Origin of the sequence: Nocardia carnea, from assembly GCF_029869215.1 — a bacterium.
Taxonomy (GTDB): Bacteria; Actinomycetota; Actinomycetes; order Mycobacteriales; family Mycobacteriaceae; genus Nocardia; species Nocardia carnea_B.
On the sequence record NZ_JARWPM010000329.1, the window covers coordinates 1 to 11685 of the forward strand.

Genomic DNA, 11685 nt, shown 5'->3' on the forward strand with positions numbered 1-11685 from the left:
GAATCGGCGGATCAGATCGTGGAAGAACACGTCCGGATAGCCAGGACGATAGCGGGCATAATGCCATGCCGTCCCTTCGAACAAGCCTTCCGTCCCGTGGATCGAATCGGTCATCCCCCACCTTACTGTCGTCACGGCGGCACCGAATGCGACCTCCGCAGCAACGCTGTCAGCTCGATGGCGCGGCCATATCACAACGCTGGCAGGACGTTCCCTGAGAGCGCAGGATCGAGGTATCAGCCTGCACCCTCGGAATCAGTGTAGGTGGCGTGGCGAATGATCTCGTCGAGTTCGTTTGCGAGGTAGCTGTACAGGTCTGGGTAGGTCGATTCCGGCGGTAACGGTATGACCGCGCCGGCCGGAAGCCGGTCTGCCGCCCCGGCGAGCAGGAAAGCGGTACTGCTGTAGCCGTTGTCGCTGACCACCAAGGGCTGATAGACCGACCCATCGTCGGGGCCGCCGATCTCCTCGCCCCATTCAGCGTCCTCGAACCAGATCTCGGCGGACTCCGAAGCCGATTCCCAGCGAGATCCGGCACCGAGCTCGGCGGTGCCGAGCAGTGAGAAGAACAGATAGAAGTAGTCCCAACCATCGGCGACCGACAGCAACTCTCGATACTGCGGATCCAGCGGGCGACCGAGTCTGCGCTCGGCCATCAGCAACTGAGACTCTGTGGCACCGGGGTTGGGAGAGGTGGCTTCCTCGTTCTCGCAGGCTGCGAGCAGCCGTCGCCTCTGGGCGACGAATCGCTGGATCAGATCCTGCCACGCCTCCCGGCCGACTGGTGTACCCATCACTCCCCTTGGATCATCCGTTCGCGACATGCTATCGGGCACGGAGCCGCCGACCGGGGCTCCGGATGGACCTCATTGTCGAGCGAGCCGCAGGTTGTTCGTCCACGCTCATAGTCGGAACCGCGGGCACGGTGGTGATCACCCCGAGGCTGGCCGCCCGGATCGTGTCTGTGGCCCCGCGTGGCGGATGGGCTCCGCAGGCGGGCTTGTTGTCTGGAAATCACTTCATCTTGGACGCACGGAATCCGGTGTCATGGTGTGCAGTGCCGTGAGGCTGAGCGCTTGGTGATCTCGTGTGCTCTGGTTACGCCTGCGGTCGCAGGCGGGCAGTGGCTACTGCCGCGAGTAGTGCGGAGACCAGGGCGGCGGCCATGACCGCGGCTGTCGGGGTGGGGCTGGTTTCTCCGAATAGGCCGACGGCCGGTGAGGCCGCGGCACCGAGGAGAAACTGCCCGCCTCCGAGCAGGGCCGATGTCGCGCCGGGCGCGCTGCGTCCGCGGGCCTGGGCGATGGTGACCACCGCAGGGAAGAAGACACCGAACGCGGTCAGCGACGTCAGCAGGCACAGCCAGGTCACGATCATCGGAGGGTCGGCGGTCGCCGATATCGCCAGCAGCAGTGTCGGTCCGGTCAACGCGACCGCGGCACTTGCGCACAGCAGCACTTCCGGCGGCTGTTGCCGTGCCAGGCGTCCGTAGGCGAGGCTGCCGATCATGTTCCCGACCGCGTTCACTCCGTATACCAGGCTCGCTGCCGCCGGGCTGAGGCCGTAGACGTCCTGGAACACGAAGGTGGTCCCGGCAATATAGGCAAATACCGCAGCACCGCCGAAGGACAACGCCAGCACCGGAGCCAGTACCGCGCTCCGGGTCGCCATCCCGCCGATCGACCGCAACCCCGCCATCACACCGGCCGGACGCCGGGCAGATGCTGGCAATGACTCCGGGATCCACCACCACACTCCCGCGGCCAGCAGCACGCCGATACCGGCGAGAACGAGAAACACTCCGCGCCAGGGCAACACCAGCAGCAACACACCACCAGCCATCGGCGCCACTACCGGGGCCGCGGCGGTGATCGCCCCCAACCGGGAATACACGCCCGCGATGTCGTGGTCGTCGAACATATCGGTGACCACCGCCCGTGCCACCACGATCCCCGCTGCTCCGGCCACACCCTGCCCGAAACGAGCGATATCGAGAATCGCCGCGGTCGGTGCCAGCGCGCACGCCACCGACAGCACAGCGAATCCGACCGCACCCGAGAACAACACCGGCCGCCGCCCCGAGGCATCACTGAACGGTCCGAGGACCAACTGGCCGACGATGATCCCGGCCAGGAAACCGGTCAACGACATCTGCGCACCAGCGGTATCGGTCCCGAGAGAGCGGGCCAGCTCCGGCAGTGCCGGCACATACATATCGGTGGCCAGCGGCGCCGCACCACTGAGCCCGGCCAGCACCGCCAACAGCCGGCCCCGCCGTGCAACCCGTTTCGGTGCCGTGGTCGCCTGATGACCGTCGGCGCGTTCGGTGGTCACAGTGCCGGTGGCGCACCCTCGCCACGCGAGGACACCGGTGTATCGCTGGTAGTGGCCGTGGATTCGGCGACCGCACGCAACAGGTCCGCGGCGATCTCGAGCACTCCGCGCTCGGCGTCGGTGAGCGATGACCGCAGCGCGGCCGCCAACCACACATTCCCGTCACGCACATGTTCACGCAACGCGTCCTGCCCCGCGGCGGTGATGGTGATGTCCTGCCGGCGGCCATCGACCGCGCTGCGTGAACGCCGAATCCGCCCCAGCTCGTCGAGCTCGTTGAGCACCCTTGTCAGCGACTGAACCTGCAACCCCTCGATCGCCGCGAGCTCGGAGACCGTCAACGGACCACTGTGCGCGAGGTTCGCCAGCACCGACGCCCCCAAGCGCGTCAACGGTCTCTCGCCACCCGGCTGCTCGGCCCGCAACCGCGACGACAGCCGCGACACCGCCCATCGCACCGATTCGGCCAGAGGCAAGTCGTCGACATCGCATTCCTCTTCAGCAGCCACATTTACCAAGCTACACCTTGGTAAATCAACCATCCAGGCCTGTAGGAGTGCTTAATTGGTACGCTAAAGCTTGTCTATACGCACCGCCGCCGAGACGCAGCGCCGCGGCGCCATCGAGAGTCCGACCAGTTGGCAAACCGTCCATAAACCGATGTTTTGTTGGACACTTGGTCCGCAAATATCGCAGTTCATCGATGGTTATCACCACAGATTCCGCCCGGAAACCGCCCTTAAGTGAACAGTCCGGTCAACCACATAGACCCTGGGAAATGCGAATACGGTGAGATTCGGGTTGTATTCGCGCAGTGCGTGGATCACGTCATCGGGGGTATATGGGTGTAGTGCGAGGTGAGTGATCGTGCGGGGGAATCTCCCACGGGTCCCGCGGCGCTGCGCCCGCGGGTGTGGCCCCGATGCGGAGGACGGGTGCGGGTCGAGCCAGATCTCGAGCATCTCTTGGAATTGCTGGTGGGCGATCCGTACCCCGGAGATCTGTTGCCAGGCTAGGAATCCGCCCGGGTGCATGGTTAGGCCGGCGTGGTCGATGACGAGCGCGGGACGGTTCCTCATCAGCAGCGCCAGGTTCGACACCGCCAAGGCGGTGCCCAGAAACGCAAAGGACAGCCCGTAGGTGAGTCGCTCGCCGATCCAGAACCTATCGACCAGGCAGAACAAGCCCCCGGCCCATCAGGGTTCCGAGTGCCGCAAAAGCTACGTGAAAGAACCGGTGCCGGGGAAACGCGGTGGGGGCTGGACGCGGATTGTGCACATCGGTCCTCGGTTCGGCGTGGTCGGGTCTCGGCGAGCACTCGGCGTTGTCCACGACGATATGCCGACTCCCGGCAGCGGGACGACACAACGCATCGACACCGGGATCCCGACAGCGTAGGGCACCTAACGGCGGTTATTGCATTCCACTCCTGGGCGCCCGGGTTTCGGTAAGTCCTCCGAACGACCCCAACCCGTTCATCACAGGATCGGTTCTTGGACGCTTCACCCGGAACCATTCCGGCGCGGGAACGCCCAAGTCATCCGGAACCTTGTCTGTTCAACAAGCGTGTCGTGAAGCCTGGCTGTCCGAGAACTTCGGTCCACCCTTTATGTGGGTATGTAAACTGGTCGGCCGCCGGGTTCGTTCCGGATGCAGAGTCAGGGCCGATTGAACTGGCCGGACTTGGCGCCGGCCAGGAAGACATCCCATTCGCCAGGCGTAAAGACCAAGACCGGGCCGGTGGGGTTCTTGGAGTCCCGGACGCCGACCCGCCCGCCGCCCAGGTGCGCGGCTTCGACGCACTCCTTGGTTCCCGAACTTCGGCTGCTCTTGAACCACTGGGCTCCGGTTAGGTCAGCGCTGTTCATGGTGCTCCTTCGCCATCTTGTTCACGAGGTTTCGGGTTCGGTCCTCATCGAGTGCAACCAGTCTGATGCCGTCGGCTGCCAACTGAGATGCGCTCCCGGTCGGCTTCAGCGCCTTCAGGGTCGGTCGAGTCCGCCCGACTTCGCGGAGGCCAAAAATGCGTCCCATTCGCCAGGAGTGAAGACGAGAGCAGGGCCCTCGGGGTTCTTGGAGTCCCGTACGCCTACGCGCCCACCATCCAGGTGAGCAGCCTCGACGCACTCTTTGGTGCTCGAACTGCGGCTGCTCTTGAACCACTGTGCCCCGGGCAGGTCAGCGCTGTTCATCATGTTCCCTCGCTATCGTCCTCACCAGTTCCCTGGTTTTTTCCTCATCCAGCGCCACGCGCCTGATGCTGGAGGCGGCCGTCTGATACCGGTCGATCTCCTCTGGGCGTTCCAGGTATTGGTCGCTGGTATAGCCCTGAACGTACACAACGGGCGGTTCGGAAAGCGACGCAGTTCGGTGGGGCGGGAACTCCAACAGCACGAAAACGCCCACGTCGAGGCCGACGTGCGTAGTAGTGAAAGGAATGGCCTTGATCGAAACATGCCGCAGCTCACTGGTTTCGGCCAGGTACTTCAGCTGTTCAGCCATCACCGCCGGTCCACCGACTTGCTGCCGCAACGCCGATTCGCCGACCAGAATCTCGACTTCGAGATCGGGGTCGTGGTGGATCCGAGACTGCCGTCGGGCTGTGATCTCGACGTGTTGTTCGACCTTCAGGGTGGATATGCCTGGGTTCGAGGCCCAGATCATCGCCCGCCGGTACGCCCGCGTTTGAACGAGGCCGGGCAACAGGGTGGGCGCGTAACTGAGGAACTTGCTTGCCGCGACCTCCAGTCCCAGATACAGGTCGAAGTCCTTGGGTACGGCCTCCCGATAGGCGTGCCACCAGGACTTGTAGGACAACCCTCCCACCAGCTCGAGCAGAACATCTGCGACTTCTGTCGGCGCGTTGTATATCCGGCAGAGCTCTCGCACCTGTAGCGCAGAAACCCGCGTGGATTGTCCGGTTTCGAGACGCCAAAGCGTTTGGTGGCCAACGCCGATCGCCTTTCGGGCCATCTCCACGCTCACTCCCGACGTCTCGCGAAGGTGTCGCAGCTGCCTCCCCAGCATCCTGCGCGCGAAGGTGCTGTCGGTCTCCCTTTCCGTCATCCCCACTCCTCAGCTCAGGCCGCGCTACATCTCGTACTGGAATGGATTGTCCTCCCGAACTGGAACCCGGAGGACCGAAAACTGGAATATTGCAGAAATTTTCGATATTTACCAGTCCGGAATCTTCCGGAGCTGACTGCGGAGGGGTCTACTGGGGGAGCACCCGGCGCAGGCCACCTCCCCAGAATTGCGGGGAGACACCAGTTCAACGCCAGGAGCGCCGCGAACTTGGTGGTCCAGCATTCACAGTTTGGTCGCTGATGCCGTGCCGGACCCTGCGCCGGGTGCTTGCCAAGACTATTCCAGGAGCAGTGGATAACCCATGTCTGCCATCGGTTTTCAGGTTCATGATCTGGCACTCGGTACGCGACCGGAACAGCTACCGCAACGGGCTCGTGGTTCCTCCGCAATACCGGACGGACCGTTGGCCGTGTTGCCATCGGCCGAGCGGCTGGAGCGCATCGCCGCTGCCGTGCGCCGCTGGTGCACAGAATCGGGGGAGCCGCGTGCCGGTCGATGAACGTCCGAAAGCGGTCGCGCTGGTACGGCGTGACCTTCCGGTTTCCGTGGTCGACCTGCACGCGCTCGCGGAAAGGCACGCCTATCGGCTCGTGTTCACCGTCTACACGGATGCGGGGCCGAAAATCACAGCGCTGGCGCTGGCCCGGCACGCGGGGGAGCACGGCGCTACCGCTGTGGTCGTGCCGACGTTCGACCATGTGGACGCGATCCGGCAAATGGTCACCGATAACGCTGCGCTCATCACACCGATGCGGCTGTACCCGTGCGGGCACCGGTGGGCGGGGAGTTCATCCGATCCGGAACTACCCCGGAATGGCTGACCTTGCACTGGTGCAACTGATGCTCGGTCTGCTCGGTCTCACCGTCGCCCTGTGGTGGCCCGAACAAGAACGCTGAGCACCGGACGTACCCCATGCGCTCGGGTACGTCCGGTGGGGGTGACGTCCTACCTAAGGCTAGTCGTCGTCATCATCATCGCGGTCGTCGACGACCGATCCGGTGGCAGCGTCGATCGCGACTTCGACATCGGAGCGATCCGTCGTGTCGACGGTGACCTCCCAGGTCAGGGTGCGGTCGTCGTCGAGTTCCGCCCCGTCGAGTACGCCGGGGACCTCGGTGACGGCGGTGGTGATCGCCTCGGCCAGCGGGACCGAGACCTGGTCGAGCAGGCGACGGTCGTCGTCCCGGTCGTCGTCGTTCTCCGTCGAGAGCACATGCGCGCCTGTCGCGTCGACCTCGACCTCTACCGTGCTGTCACCCGTGGCGATATCGACTTCCCACGAGCTGTCGTCATCTTCGTCGTCGATCGCATAGGCCGTGCCGCCGGTCGCCTTCTCGGCGGTGGCGATCGCGTTCAGCCCGGCGGTGGTTCGATCACCGTTACCGGTGTTCTCGTGCGGTGTCGTAGGCAACGCGAGGACCTCGTCGTCGCTCATCAATTTCGGAGCGTGTGGCGCTTCGGAGAACGCGCCGGAGTCGGTGGAGGTTCCGCATCCGGTGAGGGCGAGGCCGAGGGACAGGGCGAGGACCGGAACCGTTGCGTACATCTTCTTTCGCATACACGGCAGTCTGCACACCCCGCCTGGAACGGAGATGAATCGCAGATGAGAAAGTTTTCATGTGCCGGCTGCCTACGGCCCGGTCGCCCTCACCGCCACCAGCAGCATCACCGATGCCAACCAGCCGCTCGATCCGGCACACGGAATACCGGCGCAACTTATCCGGACGGGGCACCAGCGAGCTTCGCCGAATCGGCTCGGCGTCTACGGGTACCGATCCGCGATCGCGGCCGCGATCGCATCGGGAGCATGTTCCTGAATGAAATGCCGTGCGCGTGGCAGTTCGACGATGTCAAGATCGGTGAAGGCGGCGCGCATGCGCGGAATACAGGCGCGGGGCCGGAACACCATGTCCCGCATTCCCCACACCAGCAAGGCCGGCTTGCCGCCGAGAGTCGCCGGTACGTCGCGGGCGAGCCGTTCCAACAGCGGGTGGGCCGCGCGGATTTCCCGGGGCATCGTGGCGAGACCCGCGCGGGCTTGCGCGGTGGGTTGCACCGCCCGGTAGTGGTCGGCCTCGGCGGGGGTGAGCGTGCCGCCGAGTTCCGCGAGCAGAACACGCTCGATGAGCAGATTCTTTTCGAGGATCCGCCGCTGCATCGGCCGGCTGCTCATGATCGCGCTGAAGGCCCGGTTCGCCCGCGCTTCGATCGGCCAGAACACGGTGTTGCCCAGGACGATCCCGCGCACCGTGTCCGCGCGCGTGGTGAGCGCGCCCAGGCCGATGGGCCCGCCCCAATCGTGACCCATCAGCACGAGGCCATCGAGTCGTAGATGGTCGATCAGCTCGCCGACGACCGTGGTCTGCTCGGCGATCGTGTAACCGAACCCCTCGGGACGTTCCGATAAACCGAAACCCGGATAGTCGACGGCGATGCACCGGTACCGGTCGCGCAGCTCCCGCACGATATGCCGGTACAGGAAACTCCACGCCGGCGAGCCGTGGCAGAACACGATCGGTGTGCCGGCTCCCTCATCGATGTAGTGAACCCGGCCCGCCGACGAGTCGAACCAGTGCGATTCGAACGGATACAGCTCCCCATCGGGAATGAAGTCGATCAACATGCGGCCCTCCCTCCGGAGCCAGGCTACCGCTGGTGCGGCCGGTGACCGTGCCGCACGGATACGAGCAGGCGGCCGAATGGTGGAGTCGAATCACATCTGTGCAGCTCATAGGTAACGCAGCTGGTCGGGAGTGCGGCGCTCGATAAGATCATCCGCATGTCTTTCCACGTACTACCGGCCCGGACGGCTGCCGCGGCGATATCGGTGGCGGTCGCGCTGGGTGGTCTCGGTCTCGGTGCTGCCGAAGCCGCTGCTGCACCGTTCCCGGTGCCGCCGCTGACCGAGGTGGCCGCGGCGGGGACCGAGGGGCTCGAACCGCTGCTTGCGCTCGCGTACACGATGGCGGAGCAGGAAGCGCATGCGGCGGGGGTGCCGATGTGGATCAATTCCGGTTATCGCAGCCCGGCCGAACAGCAGGCGATGTGGGAGGACGGGCTGCGGACCTACGGCACGCCGGAGGAAACCCGCAAGTGGGTGCTGCCGCCGGAGGAATCGACGCATGTCACCGGGAAAGCCGTCGATATCGCGCCTCGGGAGGGTGCGGCGTGGCTGGAAGCCAACGGGAACCGCTGGGGGCTCTGCCGCACGTTCGACAACGAATGGTGGCATTTCGAGCTCGTCACCATTCCCGGCACCGCCTGTCCCGCCCGGATTCCGGACGCCGCGCACCGCTGAACCAAACCTCGGCTGATCGGCCTCTTCCGGTTCGGGAAGAGCCGAATCGAGCCGTCCCGCACGGCGGAGGGACCCGGTGGGCTCTCAGGCGCTGGACAGGGCGCGGAGTTCGTCCATGTATTCCTGAGTCCGCGGATCGTCGGGGAAATGCGCGAGCAGTTCCCGGCCGACCTCCCCGCCGATACACAGCAGCGACGGCAGTGAGCGGCGTTTCGCTTCGAACGCGGACAACCCGTGTGCTACCGCCTGTTCCAGATCGCGGGCGCGGGCGGCCACCATCGCCAGCGTGAGATGGGCTTCGGCGACCCGCATCGGGTTGCGGACCGTGCCGTCGAGAGCGGTGGAATCGGCGAGGACCGCGCGGGCGAACCGTTCGGCGCGGGCATCGTCGCCGACGACCCGGCAGCAATCCATGGCGTAGAAATCGAACTTCTGCGGGTCGACCACGAAATGGTTTTCCAGGTCTTCCGGGTGGCCGAGCCGGTCGAGCAGGGTCCGGCCCTCGGCCAGCGCGGCGTCCACCGCGCTGCGGTCGCCGAGCCGCGCCCAGGCCTTGGCCCGCTGGGCGGCGAGCTGGATACCGACCCCGATATTCGCGCATTCCGGGGGCACCGCCTCGGCCGCCTGGATGACGCCGCGGTTGTTGCCCTGGGTGAGCGCGAACCAGGCCGCCAGTTCCGAACTCCAGCCGATGATTTCGGGATTCTCGGATTCCAGGCCGAGGGAGCGGGCGGCGCGCCGGGTGGCTTCGGCGCCGCCGCGGCGGCCGAGGTCGTATTCGAGGCAGCCCAGCAGCAGGGCGACCCAGCCCGCGAGTTCCAGGACTTCCTTGTGCTGGGCCAGCGTCAGCCGGCTGTCGAGCAGGGCCGCGATCCGCCGCAGCCAGCCCGATGCTTCACGGTGCAGTTGGTGCGCATCGGTGGAGGCGTAGTCGCGGCAGAGTCGTTCGGCGGTGATCCGGACGGCGTCGAGGGTGGCGGTCGAAACATCGGACATGCGGAGCCGGCCCATGAACTCGAGCGTGTCCATCCCGGTGGCGGTGAGTAGTTCGTCGTCACGGCTGGGGCGGGCCTTGGGGAAGAACGCCGCCGCGACGGTGTCGAAGGCGGCGGCGATGAGGGGGGCGTAGAAATCGTCGGGGCGGGATTCGCCCGATTCCCAACGCCGCCAGTTACGTAGGAGGGTGCTGTCGGTGGGCAGATTCTGGGACGATTTGGCGCGCAGCGCGCGTACCGCCTCGGCCTGTGACCACCCACGCGCATCGCGTTCCGAGCGCATCCGGATGGCCCACAGCGGACGATCTTCAGCAGCAGTCACGCCGCCAGTATTGCACCAGCAAACTTTTCGTGGACCCAAGAGGGCATGAAGATGTCCCCCGCATGACCTCTTCTGCCGTTGTTAACCGTCGGTCATGCTCGAATCGGACCGGCTCCGTACCGGTTCAAGCAACACCCCCGCGAACGGGGGATGAGATCCCGGAGCAGGAAATGGTTCTCCGCCTCGTGCGGGGAAGGATTCAGGAGGTTCGGGTGGAAGCGTTGGTATATGGGTATTTACGCGACGATCTGGCCGCGGGCGACGGCGACGATATGGAGGCCGCGCTACGTGAGCTGGCAGATGCCCACGGGCTGTGCTTCGCCGCGACTTTCCACGAATCGCATGCCGGTGACGGAACGGCATTCGCCGAACTGACCCGGGAACTCAAACGAGCGGATGCCCATCACGTGGTGGTGCCCTCGCTCGATCATCTCACCGGCCAGACCATCCCTCGCGAACTGCTCATCGCGAAACTGGCCAACGACGCCGCCGCCCGGATCTGGTCGGTGGCGGGCTGAACCGGCGGCCCGGCGGCCGGCGTTCCCCCTCAGCGCCCGAAGCCGCCGGGCCCTCGCCGGCGCAGATACTTCTCGAATTCCGCCGCGATGGCATCGCCGTCGATCTTGGCCATCGCCTCGTTCACATCGATCGCGGCGTCTCCGCGCTCCTCCAGCGAGCGCACGTATTCGGCGATCTCCTCGTCGGCGACGGTCATCTCGTTCACCGTCGACTCCCACTCCTCGGCCTGCTGCGGCAGTTCCCGCAACGGCACCTCGATATCGAGGACATCCTCCACCCGGTGCAGCAGCGCGATCGTCGCCTTCGGGTTCGGCGGCTGGGAGACGTAATGGGGGACCGCCGCCCAGAACGACACCGCGGGGATCCCCGCCTTCACGCACTGGTCCTGCAGGACGCCCGTGATACCGGTGGGCCCCTCGTAGCGGGTCTGCTCCAGGTTGAACCGTTCGGCCGCCTCCTTGCTGTAGGCCGAACCCGTTACCGGCACCGGCCGGGTATGCGGGGTATCGGCCAGCAGCGCCCCCAGGATGACCACCGTCTCCACCTTCAGCTGATCGATGAGCTCCAGTAGATCCGCGCAGAATCGCCGCCACCGCATATTCGGTTCGATCCCGCGCAGCAGGACCACATCGCGATCGCTGCCCGGTGGGGAGCACACCGACAGCACCGTCGCCGGCCAGACGATCTCCCGGGTGACGCCTTCCACCTGCCGGACCATCGGCCGGTTCACCTGATAGTCGTAATAGTCCTCGGAATCGAGTTCGGCCAGCGGCCGCGCATCCCAGATCAACTCCAGGTGCTCGACCGCGCCGCTCGCTGCGTCACCAGCGTCGTTCCAGCCCTCGAAGGCAGCAACGAGCACCGGGTCACGCAACGTGGGCAGTTCCCGATCCACTGGAGATTCACTCGAGCTCACCCCTGCCAGCCTACGGTGCGGGTCGTGACCGGCGCGCAGTATCTGCACCCCGCGCCTGTCGCGGCCGGTCGGCGGCCCGTTCACCGACGGCTCGGTGGGGGGGTGAGGCCGTGACCGGCCGACGGGTGGATCCGGCGCCGGTGCGGTCTGCGTGGGTCTTCCGCCCGGGTGGGTGGGTTGGCGGTCACCCGGTGGACGGGTCGCCGACGGTTT

13 protein-coding genes are annotated in these 11685 nt (G+C 65.7%); 3 read left to right on the top strand and 10 right to left on the bottom strand.

The features are described 5' to 3' along the window. Nucleotides 1–236: 236 nt before the first annotated feature. The 6 genes from QH276_RS23055 to QH276_RS23080 form a co-directional block, all read right to left on the bottom strand. Nucleotides 237–794: an SMI1/KNR4 family protein gene (locus QH276_RS23055; protein ID WP_280397245.1), complete on the bottom strand. Its 558-nt coding sequence runs from the start codon at nt 792–794 to the stop codon at nt 237–239. A gap of 304 nt (nt 795–1098) precedes the next feature. After that, nucleotides 1099–2334, bottom strand: a complete 1236-nt coding sequence (locus QH276_RS23060; RefSeq protein ID WP_280397244.1) for a Bcr/CflA family efflux MFS transporter — start codon at nt 2332–2334, stop codon at nt 1099–1101. Further along, complete coding sequence (locus tag QH276_RS23065) at nt 2331–2843, bottom strand: MarR family winged helix-turn-helix transcriptional regulator (RefSeq protein WP_280397243.1); 513 nt, start codon at nt 2841–2843, stop codon at nt 2331–2333. Before QH276_RS23065 ends, QH276_RS23060 begins: the two co-directional genes overlap by 4 nt. Nucleotides 2844–3992: 1149 nt before the next feature. Further along, the gene (locus tag QH276_RS23070) at nt 3993–4202 is read right to left on the bottom strand and encodes a DUF397 domain-containing protein (RefSeq protein ID WP_280397242.1); all 210 of its coding nucleotides are present in this window, start codon (nt 4200–4202) and stop codon (nt 3993–3995) included. A 114-nt stretch (nt 4203–4316) separates the two neighbouring features. After that, the gene (locus tag QH276_RS23075) at nt 4317–4529 is read right to left on the bottom strand and encodes a DUF397 domain-containing protein (protein WP_432278805.1); all 213 of its coding nucleotides are present in this window, start codon (nt 4527–4529) and stop codon (nt 4317–4319) included. Next, entirely contained in the window at nt 4513–5400 is an 888-nt protein-coding gene (locus QH276_RS23080; RefSeq protein ID WP_280397241.1) for a helix-turn-helix domain-containing protein, read from the bottom strand. Before QH276_RS23080 ends, QH276_RS23075 begins: the two co-directional genes overlap by 17 nt. Before the next feature lie 506 nt (nt 5401–5906). On the opposite strand from QH276_RS23080, the gene QH276_RS23085 reads away from it, so the two are divergent. After that, nucleotides 5907–6242: a hypothetical protein gene (locus tag QH276_RS23085; protein ID WP_280397240.1), complete on the top strand. Its 336-nt coding sequence runs from the start codon at nt 5907–5909 to the stop codon at nt 6240–6242. Nucleotides 6243–6377: 135 nt separating this feature from the next. Here the strand turns inward: QH276_RS23085 and QH276_RS23090 are convergent, their stop codons facing one another. Both QH276_RS23090 and QH276_RS23095 read right to left on the bottom strand, forming a co-directional pair. Then, entirely contained in the window at nt 6378–6980 is a 603-nt protein-coding gene (locus QH276_RS23090) for a PepSY domain-containing protein (RefSeq protein WP_280397239.1), read from the bottom strand. A 204-nt stretch (nt 6981–7184) separates the two neighbouring features. Continuing rightward, nucleotides 7185–8045, bottom strand: a complete 861-nt coding sequence (locus tag QH276_RS23095; RefSeq protein ID WP_280397238.1) for a haloalkane dehalogenase — start codon at nt 8043–8045, stop codon at nt 7185–7187. A gap of 156 nt (nt 8046–8201) precedes the next feature. Here QH276_RS23095 and QH276_RS23100 point away from each other — a divergent pair, with 156 nt between their 5' ends. Then, nucleotides 8202–8720: a M15 family metallopeptidase gene (locus QH276_RS23100; protein WP_280397237.1), complete on the top strand. Its 519-nt coding sequence runs from the start codon at nt 8202–8204 to the stop codon at nt 8718–8720. An 84-nt stretch (nt 8721–8804) separates the two neighbouring features. Here QH276_RS23100 and QH276_RS23105 read toward each other — a convergent pair whose 3' ends face one another. Then, on the bottom strand, nt 8805–10037 hold the full coding sequence (locus tag QH276_RS23105) for an XRE family transcriptional regulator (protein ID WP_348536596.1): 1233 nt from the start codon (nt 10035–10037) through the stop codon (nt 8805–8807). Between the two features lie 212 nt (nt 10038–10249). Between QH276_RS23105 and QH276_RS23110 the strand changes: the two genes are divergently transcribed. Then, nucleotides 10250–10555, top strand: a complete 306-nt coding sequence (locus QH276_RS23110; protein WP_280397236.1) for a hypothetical protein — start codon at nt 10250–10252, stop codon at nt 10553–10555. 29 nt (nt 10556–10584) lie between these two features. Here the strand turns inward: QH276_RS23110 and QH276_RS23115 are convergent, their stop codons facing one another. After that, nucleotides 10585–11472 (bottom strand): PAC2 family protein, encoded by an 888-nt coding sequence (locus QH276_RS23115; protein WP_280397235.1) that lies wholly within the window; start codon nt 11470–11472, stop codon nt 10585–10587. Nucleotides 11473–11685: the final 213 nt, after the last annotated feature.